This window comes from Pseudonocardia sp. CA-142604, from assembly GCF_050948475.1.
Taxonomy (GTDB): Bacteria; Actinomycetota; Actinomycetes; order Mycobacteriales; family Pseudonocardiaceae; genus Pseudonocardia; species Pseudonocardia alaniniphila.
This window is the reverse complement of record NZ_CP192045.1, coordinates 3,585,643-3,606,479: the sequence shown is the minus strand read 5'-3', so window position 1 is coordinate 3,606,479 and position 20,837 is coordinate 3,585,643. Positions and strand designations below refer to the sequence as shown.

General features: G+C 66.5%; 17 protein-coding genes. 7 read left to right on the top strand and 10 right to left on the bottom strand.

All coding sequences use genetic code 11. The features are described 5' to 3' along the window. The first annotated feature begins 11 nt into the window (after nucleotides 1-11). On the top strand, nucleotides 12-818 hold the full coding sequence (locus tag ACQPZQ_RS16485; RefSeq protein WP_433296600.1) for a PIG-L deacetylase family protein: 807 nt from the start codon (nucleotides 12-14) through the stop codon (nucleotides 816-818). Nucleotides 819-849: 31 nt separating this feature from the next. Here ACQPZQ_RS16485 and ACQPZQ_RS16480 read toward each other — a convergent pair whose 3' ends face one another. The 4 genes from ACQPZQ_RS16480 to ACQPZQ_RS16465 all read right to left on the bottom strand — a co-directional run bounded on the left by ACQPZQ_RS16480 (nucleotide 850) and on the right by ACQPZQ_RS16465 (nucleotide 4,501). Beyond that, nucleotides 850-1,416: a cupin domain-containing protein gene (locus ACQPZQ_RS16480; protein ID WP_433296598.1), complete on the bottom strand. Its 567-nt coding sequence runs from the start codon at nucleotides 1,414-1,416 to the stop codon at nucleotides 850-852. A gap of 598 nt (nucleotides 1,417-2,014) precedes the next feature. Further along, complete coding sequence (locus ACQPZQ_RS16475) at nucleotides 2,015-3,223, bottom strand: GPR1/FUN34/YaaH family transporter (protein ID WP_433296595.1); 1,209 nt, start codon at nucleotides 3,221-3,223, stop codon at nucleotides 2,015-2,017. A gap of 115 nt (nucleotides 3,224-3,338) precedes the next feature. Further along, a complete protein-coding gene (locus tag ACQPZQ_RS16470; protein ID WP_433296592.1) occupies nucleotides 3,339-4,262 on the bottom strand; it encodes an HpcH/HpaI aldolase/citrate lyase family protein in 924 nt (307 codons plus the stop codon). Further along, entirely contained in the window at nucleotides 4,259-4,501 is a 243-nt protein-coding gene (locus ACQPZQ_RS16465) for a hypothetical protein (protein WP_433296590.1), read from the bottom strand. Before ACQPZQ_RS16465 ends, ACQPZQ_RS16470 begins: the two co-directional genes overlap by 4 nt. Nucleotides 4,502-5,620: 1,119 nt before the next feature. Here ACQPZQ_RS16465 and ACQPZQ_RS16460 point away from each other — a divergent pair. Beyond that, nucleotides 5,621-6,703, top strand: a complete 1,083-nt coding sequence (locus tag ACQPZQ_RS16460; protein ID WP_433296587.1) for a helix-turn-helix domain-containing protein — start codon at nucleotides 5,621-5,623, stop codon at nucleotides 6,701-6,703. An 858-nt stretch (nucleotides 6,704-7,561) separates the two neighbouring features. Here the strand turns inward: ACQPZQ_RS16460 and ACQPZQ_RS16455 are convergent. From ACQPZQ_RS16455 to ctaD, 4 genes are all read right to left on the bottom strand, one after another. Continuing rightward, nucleotides 7,562-8,287, bottom strand: a complete 726-nt coding sequence (locus ACQPZQ_RS16455; protein WP_433296585.1) for a hypothetical protein — start codon at nucleotides 8,285-8,287, stop codon at nucleotides 7,562-7,564. After that, complete coding sequence (locus ACQPZQ_RS16450) at nucleotides 8,284-10,044, bottom strand: ABC transporter ATP-binding protein (protein ID WP_433296583.1); 1,761 nt, start codon at nucleotides 10,042-10,044, stop codon at nucleotides 8,284-8,286. Before ACQPZQ_RS16450 ends, ACQPZQ_RS16455 begins: the two co-directional genes overlap by 4 nt. A 184-nt stretch (nucleotides 10,045-10,228) precedes the next feature. Next, on the bottom strand, nucleotides 10,229-10,717 hold the full coding sequence (locus tag ACQPZQ_RS16445) for a YkgB family protein (RefSeq protein ID WP_433296581.1): 489 nt from the start codon (nucleotides 10,715-10,717) through the stop codon (nucleotides 10,229-10,231). A gap of 27 nt (nucleotides 10,718-10,744) precedes the next feature. Next, nucleotides 10,745-12,487: an aa3-type cytochrome oxidase subunit I gene (gene ctaD, locus ACQPZQ_RS16440; RefSeq protein WP_433296578.1), complete on the bottom strand. Its 1,743-nt coding sequence runs from the start codon at nucleotides 12,485-12,487 to the stop codon at nucleotides 10,745-10,747. A 693-nt stretch (nucleotides 12,488-13,180) separates the two neighbouring features. Here ctaD and ACQPZQ_RS16435 point away from each other — a divergent pair. The 5 genes from ACQPZQ_RS16435 (at nucleotide 13,181) to ACQPZQ_RS16415 (ending at nucleotide 18,004) form a co-directional block, all read left to right on the top strand. Continuing rightward, the gene (locus ACQPZQ_RS16435; protein ID WP_433296576.1) at nucleotides 13,181-13,954 is read left to right on the top strand and encodes an SDR family NAD(P)-dependent oxidoreductase; all 774 of its coding nucleotides are present in this window, start codon (nucleotides 13,181-13,183) and stop codon (nucleotides 13,952-13,954) included. Nucleotides 13,955-15,043: 1,089 nt separating this feature from the next. Then, on the top strand, nucleotides 15,044-15,652 hold the full coding sequence (locus tag ACQPZQ_RS16430) for a sulfite oxidase-like oxidoreductase (protein WP_433296574.1): 609 nt from the start codon (nucleotides 15,044-15,046) through the stop codon (nucleotides 15,650-15,652). Next, a complete protein-coding gene (locus ACQPZQ_RS16425; RefSeq protein WP_433296573.1) occupies nucleotides 15,649-16,041 on the top strand; it encodes a DUF5709 domain-containing protein in 393 nt (130 codons plus the stop codon). The genes ACQPZQ_RS16430 and ACQPZQ_RS16425 overlap by 4 nt, the downstream gene beginning before the upstream one ends. Nucleotides 16,042-16,495: 454 nt before the next feature. Next, the gene (locus ACQPZQ_RS16420) at nucleotides 16,496-17,161 is read left to right on the top strand and encodes an RraA family protein (RefSeq protein ID WP_433296571.1); all 666 of its coding nucleotides are present in this window, start codon (nucleotides 16,496-16,498) and stop codon (nucleotides 17,159-17,161) included. 129 nt (nucleotides 17,162-17,290) lie between these two features. Further along, nucleotides 17,291-18,004 carry a flavodoxin family protein gene (locus ACQPZQ_RS16415; protein ID WP_433296569.1) on the top strand — a complete coding sequence of 238 codons (714 nt, stop codon included), beginning with the start codon at nucleotides 17,291-17,293 and terminating at the stop codon, nucleotides 18,002-18,004. Between the two features lie 252 nt (nucleotides 18,005-18,256). On the opposite strand, the gene ACQPZQ_RS16410 is transcribed toward ACQPZQ_RS16415, so the two are convergent. Both ACQPZQ_RS16410 and ACQPZQ_RS16405 read right to left on the bottom strand, forming a co-directional pair. Then, nucleotides 18,257-19,585 (bottom strand): amidohydrolase family protein, encoded by a 1,329-nt coding sequence (locus tag ACQPZQ_RS16410; RefSeq protein ID WP_433296567.1) that lies wholly within the window; start codon nucleotides 19,583-19,585, stop codon nucleotides 18,257-18,259. Between the two features lie 112 nt (nucleotides 19,586-19,697). After that, nucleotides 19,698-19,901 (bottom strand): hypothetical protein, encoded by a 204-nt coding sequence (locus tag ACQPZQ_RS16405; protein WP_433296565.1) that lies wholly within the window; start codon nucleotides 19,899-19,901, stop codon nucleotides 19,698-19,700. Nucleotides 19,902-20,837: the final 936 nt, after the last annotated feature.

Genomic DNA, 20,837 nt, shown 5'->3' with positions numbered 1-20,837 from the left:
GGTCACGGGAGATGGCACACACCCTGGTCGCATTCCACGCCCACCCCGACGACGAGGCTGTCCTCACTGCGGGAACCATGGCGCGGGCCACCGCAGAGGGGCACCGCGTCGTACTCGTCATCGCGACCGACGGCGGCCGCGGACAGGCCGACATCGACGACGCTCGGCTGGGCGAACGTCGGCTGGGCGAGGCCCGCGAGAGCGCGCGAGCCCTCGGCGTCGCCCGGATCGAACACCTTGGATACGCCGACAGCGGCATGGAGCCGGGGGCCGGCGCCGACCCGGCGGGACGGACGACGTTCGTCCAGGCGCCAGTGGCCGAGGCCGCACAGAAACTCGCAGCCATCCTGCGCGAGGAGACCGCGAACGTCCTGCTCAGCTACGACCGCAACGGCGGCTACGGCCACCCCGATCACATCCGGGCCCACGAGGTAGCCGCCATGGCAGCGCACCTGGCGCGCACCCCACGGGTGCTCCAGGCGACCGCTCCGCGCGACACCCTCTGCCGCGCCCTCGATCTCCTCGCCACGGTCCGCTGCCTCCCGCCGGGGCTCGACCGCTCGAGCTACGACTGCGCCTACAGCGCGCGCTCCGAGATCACCCACCGCATCTCGGTGCGCCGCTACGCCGGTCAGAAGCGCGCGTCCCTGCGGGCCCACGCAAGCCAGACGGCAGCACACGGCGGCACCGACCGGACTTTGGCCACGTTCCTGCGGATCCCCCGCCCCCTCTACGACATCGTCTTCGGGCAGGAGTGGTTCATCGACCCCGACCACCAGGGACCGGTCGCACACGACGTCTTCGAAGGACTGCCGTGACAGCCGCCGCCTACTGAACTCGGCCGGCTTCTCACCGGGCTCGCAGGCGACGGTAGCGCCGATCAGCGCCCAGCGTTTCGGCCAGTCGCGCGGCAGCCCGGACGACCATCCCGACCAGCCGGGCGGGAAGATACGGCGCCTGGACCTCCGCGCGGAAATCGCACATGAACAACATCAGATCCACCGGCCGTGGCATCGCGCTCGCTCGGCGGCGTTGCTCCTGGGCGAGCCCGGCCGCGGTCCGCAACAACTGCTCCATCTGCAACGCCGGCCGCGTCTCGACGTACACCACGGCCTCGACGGACCCCACGTTCGCGAAATGATGGGCCGTGCCCGCCGGCACGACGACCGAATCACCCGGCCCCACCACCACGGTGCGCCCCGCGATCCGGAAGCACAGCCGTCCCTCCCGAATCGTGAATCGCTCCTCCTGTCCAGGGTGGGTATGGCCGCTCGGAACCCTCCCTCCTGGTGCAAGCCGGAGATCCCAGGCCAGCAACAGCCCGCCGGTCTGGGCAGCCGACTGACGGATCACGATCGTCTCCCCGCTGACAGGGTTGTGGATCACTTCACCTGCCAGTGCCTCATCCGTGGTCATAGCCGCGATGATTGCGAGCGGGCGCCGTCCGCCGCGTCCCCCTGGCGCAGGCATACGACATCATGCGATCGACGTAGCCTCGAACCGGCAACTACAACGGCAGGCGTACGGAGCCCTACGTCGCGCACGTCAAAGGCCCACAATCGCCTCGAACTCGATGATCGGCGAGATAGGCGATCCGGCGAGGGAAGGATCCGCAAGATCCCGGGCGTCGAGGTGCTCGGCTGCCTCGGTCGCCGGCCTGGTCGCCGTCGGCTTCGTACTGGCCCGAGCAGGACAGAAGTACGGCACCGAGCAACTACTCCGGATCGGACTCGCCGTGATCTCGCTGGCTCTCGGGTTGTGCCGTGTTCGGCGAGGAACGGATAGTCGAATGCTTCGCGCAGATATCCGGTAGGTGATCCCGAACAATCGAGAACGGAGGATTTCGGAGTCAGCCAGCGCATCGGATACTGCTGGATCGGTCATCGCGCCACAGGTGATCAGGCGATCCGGGCGGTCATCGCGTCGCCGGTCGTACCCACGATCGACGAGCCTGACTTCCGATCACGCCGGTGAACGTTGGCGGCCGGTTGGGTGGTGTCTGTCCTCGGTTCGGTCATTGTCCGACCTTGACCCCGGAATCGTCGGCGGCGTACTGGATCGAGAGGAGCGCACTAGTGTCGAGATGCGGGTGCCGGCGCCGTTCTCCGATGGGAAGGACGGGTCGCCCAAAGGTGGCGTGCAACACCATGGCGCCGGCGACGTACCAGGCGAGCAGGGCACTGGTGATCAGCTGGTAGGCGCCGATGATCAGGACCGTGGCCTGGGCGTCGAGCAATCCGATGGCCAGGAGTGTGCAGCCGGCGGCGAGCATCGAAAGCACGCCGGCAAGAGCGACGTTCTCGGTGATCGCGGCGGCGGCCCCGATCCAGGTGACGACGCCGAGCACGACGAACCAGGAGCCGTAGGCGCAGGCGGCGCTGCCTCCGACGAGGATCGGGGGAAGGACACCGAGGGCCGTGAGCAGGGTGTAAAGACCGTAGGCCATCCAGAAGGAACCCCAGAGTCCGTGCATGACGGCGGCGAGGGCATCACGGGAGTGGTAGGCCCACATGCCGGCCAAGAACTGCGCAACGCCGCCCGAGGTTACAGCGCAGTAGGCCCACATGCCGGCCAGGAACTGCGCGATGCCGCCGGCTGTCCGAGCGAAGGGGAATAGCGCCAGAGGAGGGTCGGTGCTGCTGCGCCAGGCGGCGAGGTCGACCGCAACCATCGAGATGACCGCGACGATTCCGAAGAGGCCGAGAATGGAGCGCGTGAAGACGCGAGAGGGTGTGGTCATACTGTTGCCGCGCCAGAAGTCAGCCGTATCGGTCCCGGCTAGGTCCAGGCCGACTGGATTGGTCACGTTTCTCCTCCGGATGCGGTGCGGCTCCTGGCTGCCTCTGAGTTCATGCGAACTCGATTTGCGGTGGGCAGCTGTATCTTGGCATTCCTCGACGCACGCTGTGAGCGTTTCTACGCGGGTCTCGGCGATTCGCAGAACGTTTCGTCGACCTGAGTGGGGCGACGATCCGTTTGGGATTATCACGCCGTCCTGCCATCGGTAATCTTCCAAGTGCGGCCGATGCCCCGGCGGTGCCAGGAAAACAGTCGGTGTGACGTCACGGGTTCGTACATCGATGATCAGCAGCGCCGGGTTGGCCAGGGAGGTGAACAGTAGCTCACCGTCCGCCGCCGGGCAGCTCGCCTGGCCGCCGACGAAAGGATCCACCACATCCGGAGAAGTCGTCTTCTCGGATGTGGTGGTGACCTCGGCCTTCATGCTCACCTACGACTTGCCATTTCCTCACCTCCGACGTGGTCCGACTTCTTCCGCGCAAGCAGGCTGCTGTGGATCAGGCCGATCTACTGGTCCTCACTGCGGCCTGTCCTGGGCCTCAGCTGTCGAGCCGCCGGCTCGGTCTCGCCGTGGGTGCGTCGCGGCGCCCGTTCCGGAAAGGGTGCACGACCGTTTCTCTGAGTCTGGCCTCTGCAGGATCGAAGAGAGCGGCTCGGACCACGGTGTGCCGGGCATCGTCGATGTGCTGCCAGTCGAGCATCTCGCCATCGACGCGTATCACTGACGTGGGCGAGGCACGGGTGGCGGCGAGCACCCGACGTGCCCATGCGAGCTTGCTCGGCGCCGGTGCGAACGCCGAATTGGTCGTGCGAAGCTGCCGGGAGTGCAGACACAGCTTGCCCGTGAAGCCGAGTCCGACCGAGTGCCGCAGGTCCTCACCCAACCCGACGATGTCGTCGAAATCGAGACTGGGCCCGTCGATCGGCCCGGGCAGCCCGGCCGCGCAGCTGGCCATCACCAGTCGTGAACGTGCATACAGCAGGGCAGCCGTCCCGCCCGCGATCCCCAGCTCACGGCCAAGGCCTGGCGATCCGAACGCGAGCCGCAGCGTGCCATGAGCAGCGGCGATGCCATCCGCGTTCTCGATTCCCGCGGCTGTCTCCAGCATCGCCACGATCATCACACCCGCGCGCAGCTGCGCTTTGACGGCCCGGACCTGATCGGCCGACTCGGTTCTCGGCAGTACGACCCCCCGCAATCCCGGGCCGGCGACGACCGCGCGAAGGTCACCGCTGCAGAGGTCGGTGTCCGAACCATTCACCCGGACCCACGCGTTACCGCCTCCGGCAAGGTGCCTCGCGACCGCGTGGCGGGCAAGTTCCACGTTCTCGGGTGCAGCGTTGTTCGCCAGATCGAGAACCAACGCGTCCGCCTCGCAAACCTCGGGTGTGCTGAACTGATCGGGACGGTCGCCGGGAACGAGCAGCCACGTGCGAGCGTCGACTCGGCTGATTCCTTTCACAGATCTCCTTCATCGATTGCGCCGATGGAAACGGCGTCTACTTCCGGGTCGTGCTGATACAGGAAACTTTGGATCAGATGCGCTGTCACGGCATTCAAGAAGTGCCACACGTGGCCGGCGACACGACTGCTTCCGACGAGTGCGGCAATCTCGCACTCAACCTGCACCACGACGTTCTTGTCAATTTTTTTGGATGCCTGATCCGGATCGTCGGCCTGCCGGATCTCGGGATACTCCACCAAGGCTCAGACCTTTCGTGCGAGATTGGTTGAAAATTGGCGCCGAGGCGACGTGTCAACACGCAGAGCCGCTGGCCGGCTCGTGCCGTGAGTTGCCCAGTAACAGACACGACGACAGTTCATGCAGGCGCAGCAGTCAACAGACTGCAGAACAGTCCAGACGGCGGAGTGAGTCGCTTCCGCAGCTCCGAACCGAAAGCGGAAGCAACTCTACTGCTGCCCAGGTCGGCCAGCATATGCACGACGGGCCGAGCGCGGGCGTGGCCCGGCAGATATCCTCATCAGCGCAGGAAACACAGATTGGGAAGGACATGGTCAGCTGGTCACCTCAGGCGGGGTGTAGCGGCCGGGAACGCCGCGCGATGTCACGCAGAAGCGGTCCATGCGTTGATGACCGTGATCGCCGCGATCAGGTACGCCGGCGCCACCTCCTCGAAGTGCTTCTCGGTGATCGCATCGGTCAGCTCGATGGCTCCCTATCCGCCATCGAACACCGCGCGGGCCGACGCCACGGCCTCGTCGATGTCTTCCGGACCGCCGTCCGCGAGTCGCGCACATGCAGTGCCGGTGTAAGGCTGCTGGGACCCGAACGTTCGGCCGGAACTGGCATCGACGGACTTGCCGTGAAGAGCTTCAGCCCCTCGAGCTGTGCTGGTTGTGCGGCCGTCGTCATCGACCTCTCTCCGTCGGAGCCGACTGCTGCGCCTGGAGGCAGCAGGTGCGCGGGCCCATGTTAGGGACGGGGCGCCCATATCCGATATCCGACGACGGCGGACCTGGATCCGTTGAGCGCAGGCGCGTGGTACTTCGCTGCGCGGATGGCGCGGCCGAAAGCTCAGAGGTAAGGCTGCCTGGGACTTCTTCGCCGGATTGACCGACTCCTTCCGCCAGGGCTTCCGCGATGCTCTCGGTATCGCTTCCTGTCCACCGTTTTCGCCGATTTCGGTCGAGGTTGATTGAAGCTGATCAACGAGGGAACCTTTCATTCAACGGCTGGTAAGCTGAGCCAAGGTTATAGCGGCTCGCATCTCGCAGAGGCCGTAACACACATGGGGGCGTCGAGACGGAATGAGTGCACTTTCAGAACAAATCACCGGCGCAGACACCGAAATGCCGCGCTTGACCCGTTTCCCGGTGCTGCGCACGAAGAGCTTGGACGAGGCACGTGACGCCGTCTCGCGTGTCTACCTCGACCACGAGCTGACTGCGCAGAATGACGCCCTCCATATGACGCTCAACGCCGTGTCGCTTCGGCTGTTCACGCTCGGATACCTGAGGTACGAATCCTCCGCGAAAGCCGTCGTGCCCCCGCCGGGGGACTGCTACCAAGTCAATCTCACCGTCGCCGGTCGCACCAACGCCGACCGCACCGACGGCGACCGGGCCACCACGCTCGCACACAGCAGCGGCATCGTGCTCTCCCCCGAGCAGCAGAACACCGTGCGCTGGTCACCCGACGCACAGCATCTGATCCTGAAGATCCCTCGACTGAGCCTGGAGAACCACCTGGGCGACCTACTGGGCCGCCGCGTCCGCGAGGTTATCGACTTCGACTTCGGCATCGACCTGACAACAGGTCGGGGCAGAAGTTTGCTGGCATCGGTTGAGTTCCTGGCACGCGAGCTCGATCGGCCAGGAGGGCTCACCGACATGCCGGTGGCTCGCGAGCAACTCGAAGCGTTCGTCATGACGCAGCTGCTGCACACCGGCCGGCATCAGTTCGCCGACGAGCTGGCCGCCCCGGCCGAACCGGTCCGGCGCGGCCGGCTCGCACCGGTGTTGGACTACATGGAGAAACACGCCGACGAGCCGCTCACTCCACAGGAACTCGCTCGGGTCGGCTGCATGAGCGTGCGCACCCTGCACGCCACTTTTCAGCAGGCGCTGGGCGAGTCGCCAATGAGCTATCTGCGCCGGATCCGGCTCGATCACGTCCGCGCCGAGCTGCAGCGCAGCGACCCCACCTTCGTTCGGGTCACCGACGTTGCCATCAGATGGGGCTTCCTGCACCAGAGCCGCTTCGCCCAGCAATACCGCGCGCAGTTCGGCGAACTGCCGCGGGAGACGCTGCGCGCAAGCGCCGGCGGATGGCCCCAACCAGGTCCAACCCGGACGCGACGCCAGCGCCGGATCGGGTCAACCGCGACCGAATCGTCGGCAGGACGGACTTACCCCTTCCACGGCTGCTCTCCGCCGTTCTAGACGACCGCACGCTCGCCGACGCTCTCCTACACCGCCACACAGAAGATCGCGTTGCAGCCGCAAGGCCCAGGTCGCGCTCCAACCCAACGGGTCCGACCGTAGCGAGTTTCCCCGGCAGCCAAGCCGAGGCCTGGGCCGCCGCCGACACACGAGGTCGTGCCCACCGGGCAGGAACGGCCCACAGCATGGACGCCGCGTGGCGGACCGAGACACGGTGCCGCCTCCCGGAGGCCGACCCGGCCAGCCTCCAACTCAGAAATCCAGCTCACCGACACCCCCGACCGGGCGGCAGGTCGACCTGTGTCAGCTCCAGCCCATCGCGGTAGATGACGAACTCGGCGCCGAACCCATGGGTCAGGCGGTCCCCCCGATCGGGACGACGACCGCCGCGCGTGCGCGCGCACTCGGCGGTTTCGGGCCCGACGAGGCCTCCGCGCCGGCGACGATCACTCCGGTCACACCACCACAGACCGGCCAACGGTTTTGACGTTGTGATCAGTTGTCGGGAAGTGTTGAGCCTCTACCGGCGTCGGCCAGCCGGCCGGCGGCGATGTCCTCGATCATCCCGACACCCAGACCCGCTCGGCGCCCGACCGCGCGATCTCGTACTCAAGCCCCAGCCGCGGCACCCGCGACGCGTCCCAAGATGCGAGCGCTAACCGACGGCGCGCGTCGGTCGCCCGATACTCCAGCGCGCAGTGTCGGACGTGCAGTGCGGCGCTCGCTTCGAAGATCGGCAGGCCGCTGGCGAAACGACAACGCGGCGACGAGAAAGGTGGATAGATCAACGCGATCGGTGTCTCGTCGTTCCGATCCCCCAGTCCGGCCGGGACGCGTGTGCGTTCTCGCTGTCCGTGCTCACGAGAACTCCTCGCTGCCGAGTTGCCGACGATCTCGAACGGCAAGGGGGTGGTGGCGGAGGGCGCGCGGTGTGCTGGTGGGGATCGTCTGCTCGTTGCCGGGCGCTGGATCGCCGACGACCGGGGCGTCACGCGTCGGTTGCGCCCGCGGGCCGGGGTCGCTGATCGTGTAGGGCAGGTCTCCGGGCAGGAGCATCTGCGGCACCTGCGCGAACCGCCAGCCGTCGCCGTCGCGGGTGAACGTCCACACGACGTCATAGCGATCGGCCGGCCAGTGCGGGGGCGGGGCCGGAGTGACGTCGCCGAGATGTTCGACGATCTTGTGGATTGATTCGTGCTTCCACGCCACCACCGTGGCACCCGGGCGCGTGGTCAGCTCCCTGGCCAGTTGTTCCTCCTCGCCCGCGGCGTAGCGGGTGATCACATCGAGCCCGAGCCGCGCCGCCAGTGGCATGACCGTCTCCACCGATCGTTTGCTGTGGCCTTCCTCGAACGCCGGCCCATAGACCGTGTCGGGCCGGTGCAAACCCGCCGGCGGTTCCCCACGCGACGGGGCGAACAACCCGACCAGGGCCCCCGCCCTCACCCACCCGTTCACCGTGAGGGAGTACCGGTCCACCTCCCCGTCGGGCTTGATACCACGTACGTTCCCCGACGGGTGCGGCTTCTCCGCATGCCGGATGATCATCACCACATGCTTGACCAGGGATGACCCGCCCATCATCTGGCCACCTCCACCGACCGCATCGGCTGCCGCGGCGCCCGCGTCGGCGCCTCGTCCAGGACACCACCCCGGCGCAGGTAGACGGTGCGCGTGGCCAAACGGGTCAGCGCCGGTTGATGGGTGGTCATCACCACGGTGCGACCCTCGACCAGACGGGTGAGCGCCTGCACCACCAGCTCCTCGGCGGTGACGTCCAACCCGGCGGTGGGTTCATCGAGCAGCACGACCGGCGAGTCGACGAGCAAGGCACGGGCGATCCCGACGCGCTGGCGCTGCCCACCCGACAACCCGATACCACCGGCGGAGATCACGGTGTCCAGGCCGTCGGGCAGCCGGTCGGTGAACTCGGTGACCAGCGCAGCCTGCGCCACCTCCGCCACGACCTCATCGGTGGCGTCGGGCCGGCCGTAGCGCAGGTTGTCGGCCAGCGTGCCCGAGAACAGGAAGGTGTCCTGCAAAACCATGGCCACCTGCTGGTGCAACCAGTGCTCCGGCACCTCGGGCACCGACAACCCGTCCAGCGACACCCGCCCACTCGTGGGCGGATACAGGCCGCCGATCAGTGAGAGCGTGGTGGACTTACCGGCCCCGTTGTCACCCAGCAGCGCGATCCGCTCCCCCGCCCGGATACGCAGGTCCAACCCGCACAGCACCGGCCCTCGCCCGTAGTCCAGGCCCACGCCCCGCAGTTCGATCTCGCCCTCGACCCTGCTGGGCAGCCCTTGGGCGCGGCCGAGGTGTTCACGGGGCTGGTCCAGGATCGCGCCGATCCGCTCGGCCGAGGCGGCGGCCTGGGTGAAGGTGGGCAGGAGCTTCGCCAACTGCTTCATCGGTTTGAGGATGTTCTGCAGGTAGCTGGTGACCACCACCAACAGCCCCACCGACCACCAGTTCTGCAGGACCCCATAGCCGCCGACGAACAGCAGCACCGCGGTGCCGATCGCCGCGACCGACTCCAGCGACGGGGTGAACCGTGCGCTGAGGTCGACCCCGCGCAGACCGATGCTCAGCACACGGTCGTTCGTCGACCCGAACCGCCGGTCCTCCACCGCCTGGCTGCCGAACGCGTGCACGGTCCGGATGCCCTGCAACGACTCAGTCACGAAACCGGTCAGGTCACCCACCGCGGCCCGGCGCTGACGCGAGTTCACCCTGGTCAACCGGGCGTAGCGGACAGCGGTGAGGAACACCAGCGGGGCCGCGCACAACGTGATCAACCCCAACCGCCAGTCCACCGACACCACCACCGCGGCCGTGCCCACCAACGCCAGAATCCCCGGCACCAACGTGGAGAACAGATCCGTCAAGCTGGTTTCGATGCGCTCGGTATCGGTGATCACCCGATTCGTCAGCTCACCGGTGGACTGATGATCGTGATATTCCTGGGGAAGCCGCTCAACCCGACCGAACACGTCCGCGCGGATGCGCGAGCTGATCCGCTCACCCGCACCGTTCATGAACCGATCGCCCAGATAGTCGAAGACCCCCGACGCGACGGTGAACACCAGCACAGCCACCGCGGCAACCCCGAGCATGGCGATCGCCGATCCACCGAACCACTGGGCCACCCCATGCAGCGGACTGCTGCGCTGCCGGCCCTGCAACAGATCATTGATCACCAACGCCAACGGCCACGGAGCCGCCAGATCTGCGGCCAACTCACACGCCCGCATCACCACCCCGACCAGCAACCACCGCAGCTCCGCCCGCCCGTAGCCGCGGAACCGCCACAACCCACGGATCGTCCCCACATCCACCGCCGCACCGCGGCCACCGGAATGCGCCGACGCACCGGCCGTCACGGCGGTCGAAGCGACATCACCGGATGCGCCGGAGGGATCTCCACCCTCGCCATCTCTCACAAGTCGAGAGGTATCTCCGATCACGGTTCTCGGCATGGGATTCCCCGTCAACTCTGTTCGTCCGGCAAGGCAGTAAAGCTTATTCGGAGCGCTCTCGCTGGCTCATGGCGTCGCCTGCGGTCAGCAAGGACGCCCCCAGAAAGACGATGTCTTTCACCAAGAACTGCCCCGCAGGGGACAACCTGGGATCCTTGCGCCGCTCTTCCCAAGCCTCCGGTGTTGTCGCCAGAAAGCTCAGCGTAGTGGCAAACATGCCCGCGCCCGCCGCACTGCCGAGTGCTGACAGCCGAGGCGACAGCGGCTTCGCCGCTATCATCGCTCCGATAACGATCTCGGTAGTACCGATGATCCTGGCGAGTTTCCGTTCACCGAGCATGTTAGCAAGGCGGGAGAACAGCGGACTCCCATTGATCAGCGGCCGAATGTTCTCGACCTCAAACTCTTCGAACTTGAGGCGGCCGATTACCATGAGATTCAACGCCAAGCCGTAGCGAAGTGTCGCCATCCCGAGCGTCTGACCTTTTCCGACGGCCGTCTTCCGCAATCTCACGCCGGTCTCCTCCCGCACGCCATCACCAATCCTTCTCGCTCGCATTCAGTGTGATCGTGTCTCTGGGCTGGGTTGTGTCTTCGCGGTCGCCAGCTCGGAGGGCGCGGCCCGGCCGCTGGCGTGTGCCTCGCGGCGGTAGCGCTCCACCATGTGCGGGTAGTGCAGCTCGAACGCCGGGCGCTCGGAGCGGATCCGGGGCAGCTCGGTGAAGTTGTGCCGCGGCGGCGGGCAGCTGGTGGCCCACTCCAGCGAGTTGGCGAAGCCCCATGGGTCGTCCACCGTGACGATCCGTCCGTAGCGGTAGCTGCGGAAGACGTTCCAGATGAATGGAAGCGTGGAGGCACCCAGGACGAACGCGCCGATCGAGGAGACTGTGTTGAGTGTGGTGAAGCCGTCGGTGGGCAGGTAGTCGGCGTAGCGGCGGGGCATGCCCTCGGCGCCGAGCCAGTGCTGCACCAGGAATGTCAGGTGGAACCCGACGAACGTGAGCCAGAAGTGCACCTTGCCGAGGGTGTCGTCCATCATCCGGCCGGTCATCTTCGGGAACCAGAAGTAGATGCCGGCGTAGGTGGCGAACACGATCGTGCCGAACAGCACGTAGTGGAAGTGCGCGACCACGAAGTAGGTGTCCGAGACGTTGAAGTCGACCGGTGGTGAGGCCAGCAGAACTCCGGTGAGGCCGCCGAGCAGGAACGTGACCAGGAAGCCGAGCGCGAACAGCATCGGTGTCTCGAAGGTCAGGTGGCCCTTCCACAGGGTGCCGATCCAGTTCACGAACTTGATGCCGGTGGGGATCGCGATCAGGAAGGTGGTGAAGGAGAAGAAGGCCAGCAGCACTGCTCCGGTGGCGTACAGGTGGTGGGCCCAGACCGCTACCGACAGCGCGGCGATGGCGATCGTGGCGTAGACCAGGCCCTTGTAGCCGAAGACCGGTTTGCGGGCGAACACCGGGAAGACCTCGGAGACGATGCCGAAGAACGGCAGCGCAATGATGTAGACCTCGGGGTGGCCGAAGAACCAGAACATGTGCTCCCACAGGATCGTCCCGCCGTTGGCGGGGTCGAACACGTGGGCGCCGAGTTGGCGGTCGGCCAGTAGGCCGAGTAGCGCCGCTGTGAGCTCGGGGAACGCGATGAGGATCAGGATCGCGGTGATGAGGATGTTCCAGGTGAAGATCGGCATCCGGAACATCGTCATGCCGGGGGCGCGCATGCAGACGATCGTGGTGATGAAGTTGACGGCGCCGAGGATCGTGCCCAGTCCTCCGACGACCAAGCCGACGATCCACAGGTCCGACCCGCTGCCAGGCGAGTGGAGGGCGCCGGACAGGGGCGTGTAGGCGGTCCAGCCGAAGTCGGCGGGCCCGCCCGGTGTCAAGAAGCCCGACAGTACGATCAGCCCGCCGAACAGGAACAGCCAGTACGAGAAGGCGTTGAGCCGCGGGAACGCCACGTCAGGGGCGCCGATCTGCAACGGCACGATGTAGTTGGCGAAACCGAACACGATCGGCGTCGCATACAACAACAGCATGATCGTGCCGTGCATGGTGAACAGCTGGTTGTACTGCTCGTTCGACAAGAACTGCAGACCGGGGCGGGCGAGCTCGGCGCGTATCAACAACGCCATCGCCCCACCGGCCAGGAAGAACACGAACGACGTCACCAGGTACAGGATGGCGATGTCCTTCGGATCCGTCGTCCGCAACATCCTCGCCAGAACGGTCCCCGTGGCCGCACGGCGCACCGGTGCCGCACGAGCACGAACCGGAACCGGAACAACTTCCGTCATATCGCCTCCCGGACCAATCAGCCCACCGGATCAAGCGGTCTTCTACGAGCGAGTCCTCGGCAGCCGGCACAGGCCTCTTTGCCGCTGATGCGGCCCGTGGCTACAGGCCCCACCGCCGAACCGTGACAGTCCCAGAAGGCCCGATTGCCTACCCCACCACTGCTGGCATCACCGCTGGGAATGGCCGTCGGGTCGGGACGGGACGAGCCAACGTCACTGGGGTCGCCCGGCCGACTATCGTCGTCCCGCGAACGGACTGTCAAGTCCACCTTCGCGACTCGTCGACACCCGAGATCGATAGCGCGCGCCGAGCCGTCGACTGGCGTTTTGTCACTTATCGCCTGGTATGATGCCGATAACCGTGGGCGCTCCCGCACATACACTAGCGCGGACAGACTCCCGATACTGGACTTGACGGTCCGAGTTTTGCCGGGTAGACAGGGTCCGCGCGGTCTCGTGAGCATGTCGATCCTTGACCGCTGCCTCCTGTCGGCGCGTCGCGGGGCCGGCAGCCCATAGCCGGCATCCGGCGCCTGCCGTCGCGTTGACTGCGTAGTCACGCGGCTGGGCGGGTTGTGCCGGCTGAACTCAATCGACGACAGCGGCGGCACAGCACACACCTGCCTTCGCGACTTGTAGTTCGTGTCGTCTGTATCTGCGCCTCGATCACGGATCGGCGCGAGAAGGGACAGAATGATGACCGACGAGTTCGAAGGTCAGAAGCTCGTTGTAGTCGGGGGCAGCAGCGGTATGGGTCGTGCTGCCGCGCTCGACGTGGTTGCGGGCGGTGGTAGCGCCGTGATCATCGGGCGTGATCGAGGGCGCGTGGAAGACACGGTGAGAGCCCTGTCGGCGGGCAAAGCCTGGGGTATCACCGCCGACATCACGCGGCGCGACGAAGTGGAGAATGTGCAGAAGCAGCTGGCGGGTGAACATGCGGACGCCACGCTCCTGGTGAATGCGGCCGGGTTCTTCATCCCGCGCGACTTTGTCGACTACGACCCGGCCTTCTATGACTCCTACCTCGAGCTGAATCGTGCACTGTTCTTTCTGACACAGACTCTGGTGAACGGAATGATCGCGGGCGGTCGAGGCGGTTCGATCGTGAACATCGGGAGCATGTGGGCACATCAGGCGATCGGTCTCACGCCCTCGTCCGCGTACTCGATGGCCAAGGCCGGGCTCCACGCGCTCACCCACAACCTTGCGATCGAGCTCGCCTCGCACGGCATTCGCGTCAACGCGGTCGCGCCGGCGGTCGTCGCCACCCCACTGTACGAAGGGTTCATCCCGGCGGAGCAAGTGCATGAGACGGTCGAAAGCTTCAGCGGGTTGCATCCGCTGGGGCGGGTCGGCTCCGCGCAGGACATCGCCTCGGCGATCACCTTCCTGCTGTCCGGTCAGGCGTCCTGGGTGACAGGCGCGATCCTGAACGTCGACGGCGGGGTCATGGCGGGCCGGAACTAAGCCGCCGCTTCGGCGGCACGAGCACCGGGTCGTCCGATGTCCCGGGGCCTTGCGGCGCCCCTGGACGGAGACCGTGATGTCTACGTCTGCGGGTCCGCCGCCTTCTGCGATGCCGGCACCCAGCTGGTCGCGGCGGCCGGTGTGCCCGCTGAAGGAATCGCCCTTCACCTCGAGCACTGCGCTGGTCAACTGTCTTCACGGCCGACGATGGGTCGAGCAGACGACAACTCGTTGGCCGCTGCACTTGACCAACGCCGTCAGCGAGCAATCTCAATGCCGGTCGCAGCGAACCGGATCGGCACGCGCACCGCTCATTGCCCGCGCGGCGCGCCAAGGCCGCTCGCTGCGGACGGCGCCGAGTGGGAGCAGGTCTGGCCACAGCCGGCGAGCTCGCTGCGTGCCGAGTCGAATTCCCCAAGCGTTGACCTCGAGAGGCGAGAGCTGTCTGTGTGAACACCGTCGGTGCTGCGCTGCGTGACACGTGCGCCACCGTCCGGGACCAACACTCTGCGGCACGACCATCGCTGCCGTCGACGCGCGGCGGCACCCCACCTTCTCCCAAACTGGACCGGATAGTCACGGAATCAGGGAGAGCGCCGAACCGTCAAATCCAGTATGAGAGTGCTGATACTGGTCTCGAAGACTGGAGGCGCGCTTGCACGCCGGGCTCGCCGGACCCGAGCGACGCTCGATGTCCTCCGATGTCCACACGCCGACGCGCTCTGACCATCCAGCCGACTATCAGGTCTTTTCGTCGAGCTGTCAAGGCCACTGAGACCTGACTCGACCCGTGTTCGGACAGAGCCGGAGGCCGGACCACCGCGGTGCAACTGGCGAGTTATGTTCCCATTGCGCACCTACACGGTAGCGAGCGCAGGCGGTGGAAGAGGATCTAACCCGTCTATACACTGGACCTGGCAGTACTAAACTTGACGGGCAGTTAGATGGCGCACGGTCTGGCGGGCACCGCGTCAAGTTGTCCTGCGGTCGCTCGTGCTGGCCGGATGACCGGCAAGATTCGAACACCGACAGTGACGTCGTGGCGGCCAGTGCGAATCGCACGGCCGAACACGGACGAGAGGAACCGCCATGCCGGTCACCAGAGGCTTCGCGGGGCGTGGCCACACGGCGCGTGATTCGCACCTGCCGCCGGGTCAGTACGACGCCGGCGACGGGTGGCCCGTGCTGCACGCGGAAGCCACCCCGTCCATCCGCACCGATCGCTGGACCTTCACCGTCGACGGCCTCGTTCAGTCGCCCACCACGTGGAACTGGCAGGAGATCCAGGCACTCCCGGGGTCCCGGTACGAGGGCGCCATCCACTGCGTCACCACCTGGTCGAAGTTCGGCATGACATTCGACGGGGTCTCCGTCGACACCCTGCTGACGTCAGCCGGTCCACGCGACGACGCAGCGTTCGTGCTCGCCCGTTCACACACCGGCTACACCACCAACCTGCCGATCGAGGACGTGACCGACGGCAAGGCCTGGGTGGTCTGGAACGTGAACGGAACACCCCTGGAGGAGATCCACGGAGGCCCGGCCCGGCTGCTCGTGCCCCACCTGTACTTCTGGAAAAGCGCGAAATGGGTGTCCGGGCTGACGCTACTGGCCCAAGACCAGCCCGGCTTCTGGGAGCGCAACGGGTACCACGACCGGGGAGACCCCTGGCTCGAGCAGCGCTACCAGGGAGATTGACATGTCCACAGAACCGCGGGGTCGGGGACGTACTGGACGAGGGCTACTCCCCTCCGGACCGTCCGTGGGAGCTCAACGACTACGGCCTCACCGCGAGAGAAGCGGCCGAACACGAAAGCCTCGACGGCCGCCTGGCACGCGAGCTGCCCGACATCATGATCCCCGACGGGGACGGGCTGGGAGACACCTCCGACACCGACGGCGAGCTGTACGACAACGAAGCCGGCACGGCCCGCTCAGGGAGGTTGATCGACGTCGAAGCCACCGGCGAGATCGACGACTACGCCTACCTCTACGCGGTGGACATCGGTCGCGACGGCGGCGCGGCCTCCGCCGAAGAGGCCGCAGCACACATCGTCGCCGATGAAGACGAACCCGAACCGGTCTGAGAACGCCAACGCGCCTGAAACGACAGTGCTGCTACCCGATCAATCAATCGGTGAGCCGCCGGCTTGCTACCGGGTTTCGTGGCAGCTACCTGGACCGGACCAGACCTGCAGGCGACGACGAGCTTCAGGCCAAGAACCGACTCGCCGGACGATCACCTCCTGGCCACTGGACGCAACCAGCTGGAGTATTAGGGTGAGTACGGATGCGATCCGGCTGGGGATCCATCTACAACCGGGGAAGACCGACGGGCAACACCGTCGGCCACCAACCGCAAGCATTGATCGTCGCCGCGACGGCAAACCCACACCTGGAGCATGACGAACTCGACCCCGGCCCGTCGATCTCGATGGGATTCAGGTCGACGATATGAGCAACGGACCGAGCACCGCCCGAGCCCCGGCCACTTCCCAGGTCATGCGACGAAGTGGGGCTCTCGTGGGGCAGGGAGGTCCGATGACGACCGAAGATCCGGAGTTGCGGGTCCTGGCCCAACAGGTCGGTACCGCTGACATCGTCGACGCCATGGGACGGTTGCACCGGCACCGATGTGACCTTCTTGACCTGGTGAGCCCGACGCCGGACAGATTGCTCTTCGGCCCGGCGGTCACGATCTCGTACTTTCCGTCCTGCGAAGTGGCACTGCCACCCGATCGGTACAACTTCGGCAAGTTGTTCGACGAAGCGGTGTCCGATGGTGGCATGGGCAGCGTGCTGGTGTTGGCGAGCAACGGTCATCCCGATGCCTCGATGGCGGGGGGCACGAAGCTGAGCCGGCTGGCCCGTCACAATTTGGCCGGTGTGCTGACCGACGCGCGGCTACGCGACTTCGCAGAACTGTCAACGTACGGCTTTGCTGCGTACTGCCGAGGTGAGGCGGTTCACTGGGGAGGTGACGTCGTCACTCCGTTCGAGGCGAACCGGCCCGTAGTGGTGAACGGTGTTGCCGTTCGGCCAGGCGACTACGTGTTCGCAGACGCGTCAGGCGCCGCGGTCATCCCGCACCTCCAAGTGAGGACGGTGCTTCATGGGGCCCTCAGCGTGGTCTCCGACGACGCTGCGACAGTCAAAGCATTGCTCGACGGCGACCAGGGGACGGACGCGAGTGCCTCGGAGCGGTGACATCCTTGGAGCCAGGCGTCCGCCGCGTTACTGGGTCGAGCGCGTGTTCACCGCCCCGGCGATCGCTTGTATCAAGGACCTGTCCGGCGAGGTCGAACGAACGACCTCACTCGCTTCGAAGGAATTCAGATGGATCTTCGTTTCGATGGCCTCCGAGCCTTGTTCTTCAACGGAACCCTAAAGCGGTCTCCAGAATCGAGCAATACAGAGGGCCTGATCCGGCTCAGCGCCGACCTGATGAAGCGGGAGGGCGTGGAAGTGGAGGTCATACGGACCATCGACCACGACATCGCAGTCGGGGTCTATCCCGACATGACCGAACACGGTTGGACGACCGACGAGTGGCCTGCCCTCTACGACAAGGTCCTTGCTGCCGAGATTCTCGTGTTGTGCGGTCCGATCTGGCTCGGCGACAACTCTTCCGAGATGAAGAAGATCATCGAGCGGCTCTATGCGTGCTCACACCTGCTGAACGACGCCGGACAGTACGCCTACTACGGTCGAGTAGGCGGCTGTCTCATCACGGGCAATGAGGACGGCGTCAAGCACTGTTCGATGAACGTGCTTTACAGCATGCAGCACATTGGGTACACAATCCCACCGCAGGCCGATGCAGGCTGGATCGGGGCCATCGGCCCTGGCCCGTCTTATCTCGATCCGGGGTCGGGTGGACCGCAGAACGACTTCACCAATCGCAACACCACGTTCATGACGTGGAACCTCATGCACCTGGCGCAGATGATCAAGAACGCCGAGGGCATCCCTGCATATGGCAACCGGCGGTCGGAGTGGGACCGAGGTCGCCGATTCGACTTCGACAACCCCAACCCCGAGTACCGATGACGAGCCGCCGACCAGCGCCTGCTGCTGTCCCCTCACTCACCACACCCAAGCCGCTACCCAGCGCCACTAGCGGCGCGCTGACATTCATCTCGGCCTCTCCGGCCTGAAGTGGCTACGGCCACCAGGAACGATGCCGGCGTGCCTGCCCCTCACCCTCTCGAGTTCCGTTGTCGTGCTGTCGAGCCGGCCCGTGAGCGGACCAAACCCGCGGGCGCAGGACGACGGCTCCGACGGGTGCGCGCCCCGCGTACGTCAGGTCGCCGCGGCCCGCGCCTGCGCCGCGCCGAGCAGCGCGTCGGCGTCGCCGTCACGCAACTCGTACGAGGACGAGGCATCGAGCGTCAGCAGCGTGTGCTCGCGCATCAGCCACCGCCCGTCCACCATGGAGTCGACGACGGCGTGCCCGCTCCCGCCGTAGACCAGCGCGGATTCCAGTGACTGCATCCGCACCGGTCCCCGGCACAAATCCGCCGTCGCCACCGCGATGAGGTCGGCGGGTGCGCCAGGGACGATCGTCCCCGCGGCCGGTCCGGTGCCCAGGGCGCGATGCCCCGCTGTGGTCGCCATCGCGAGCAGGGTGCGCGCCGGGACGGCATCGGGGACACGGCTGACGAACGACGCCAGCCTGCCCATCGCACGCATCTCGGCGAACATGTCGTAGCTGCCGTTGTTGCACACGTTGTCCGTGCCGAGCGCGACCGTGACCCCCTGGTCGAGGGCCTCCCGGAACGGCGGCGGAGACGCTCCGCTCGCCATGCAGACGTTGGGCGCGAACACCAGGGAGACATCCGTGTCTGCCAGCAGCGGCAGGTCCTCCGGGAGGACGGTGCAGCCGTGGGCCAGCAGGACCCGCCTGTCGAGCAGCCCGAGCGCTTTCATCCGCACCAGCGCAGTGGTGCCGACGGTCTCCCGGCACCACGCGTCCTCCTCGCCGCTGGTGGCGAAATGGGCGTGCAGACCGGTGCCGTGGGCGTCGGCGAGCGCCAGTTCCGCTTCGATCGTCTGCTCGGAGTTGTCGACGAAGAAGGCGTGCGGACCGACCCAGCCCCGCACCAGTGGTCCCGTTCCCGTCGTGCGTTCGAGGAATTCGCTGCACGCGGCGAGCTCCCGCTCGCGTGCGGCGTCGTCGCCCAGCTCGACGATGCCGTACGCCACGGCCGCCCGCAGGCCGCTGCGGACGACGGTCGGCACGATCTCCTCCGCGAAGAAGTACTGGTCGGCGAAGGTGGTGGTGCCGGACGCGATCATCTCCGCGCACGAGACCGCGACCGCGCCAGGGATCGCGGACGGCGTCAGCCCGGCCTCCAGCGCCCGCACGCGGTTCAGCCAGCCCTCCTTGGTGAGCAGTGACCAGCCCTCCGCGACACCCTTCAGCAGCGACATCGGGGTGTGGGTGTGTGAGTTGACCAGGCCGGGCATGAGGATGCGGCCATCGAGGCGGATCGTGTCCGGCCCGGCCGGTGGTCCGGCAGGACCGATCGGATCGGCCGCCGTGATCGTGCCGTCCTCGACGCGCACCACGCCCGGGCTCAGCACGCCGTCGGGGAGCAGGACGTGGTCGGCGGTCAGTGTCGTTCTCATCCGATCTCCTCCGACGAAGGCCTCCAGGAGCTTGTGACTGATGACAGCACCGTCCGGCCCGTCGCGGCCAGCCGGCAGCAGGTCGCAGGCCGGCGAGCAAACCGATCGGGATTCACGGCCGGTGATTCGTGACCAACTTCGGGGTTTCCAGTGGCGCATCATTCCCGGCGGAGAGCGTCCGCCTCGTCTGCTCGATAGCCATGTCGAGTGCGATTTCGAGCGGGCGCGGGCTGCGCGCTGTGCGGGCGAGGAGTAGACCGCCCGCGAGCGCTGCCATGACGCCGGCCGCAATCGTGGCCGGTTCGGCGTCGGACACGACCCCCTCCTCCCTGCAGATTCGAGCCAGGCCGGCTGCGAGGTGGGCCTGCGAGTCCCGGATTCCGTCCAGCGCCGCTGGACGGCCGCACCCGCACGGCCCGCCGGCAGCACAAGTCAATATGGCGGTCACGGAAGCGACGACCGACTCCTGCCAATCGCGGAGATCGTCAAGAGTTTCCAGGTCTCGGAGGAGGGGCTCGGACGGGCACACATGAGCCCAGCCGTCAGTTCTCATTCCGCAGTCGCCTCATCGCACTGGAGTGGCAGGAGTGGCGCAGAGAACTTGGTCACGTGGTCGTCCAGCTCTGGCGAAAAATTCAATGCCGGAGCCCAGGGATGACCGTTCCGGCGGCCCGGTCGGTCACCACGATCGCTTTCATCTGAAACCTCTTTTGTATCAGTTCTTCGCCTACACGGCGCTTTGAGTCTGCGAATGTTGGCGGCACCAGACCTCGATGTCTTATCACGTGCACCTCGGCCTCATCGGAGGTCACGCCCGGTCGCTTGCCGGCGCTCACATGCGATGTGAACCGGTATTCGCAGGCGTGCGGTGGGGCCCGGAGCACCCGCTGCACGTGGAACCTCACGGGGGGCGGACGACGGTCGCGGGGAGCCCGACCGGCGAGCCGCCGGAGCCTTAGGCGCCGGTGCCCCGGTCCGACCGAGCCCGAAGAGCACGGACGACCGCATCCTCGAGCCAGGCCTCTGCCGGATCGAAGCGGGCACACGAGCCACGATGTGTCGTGCGGCTCCGACGCGCTGCTGGCCGCGATCTCTCTGTCGACGCGCACCGCCGGCTCGGCCGAACCGCGGGTCGCGCGAGCACCCCCCGGGCCCACGCAAGCTTTTGGGGGGCGTGAACGCCACATTGGTCATCCGAAGCCGGCGCGGGTGCAGGCACGCCTTGCCGGCGAATCCGAGGGCCGACGCCGCG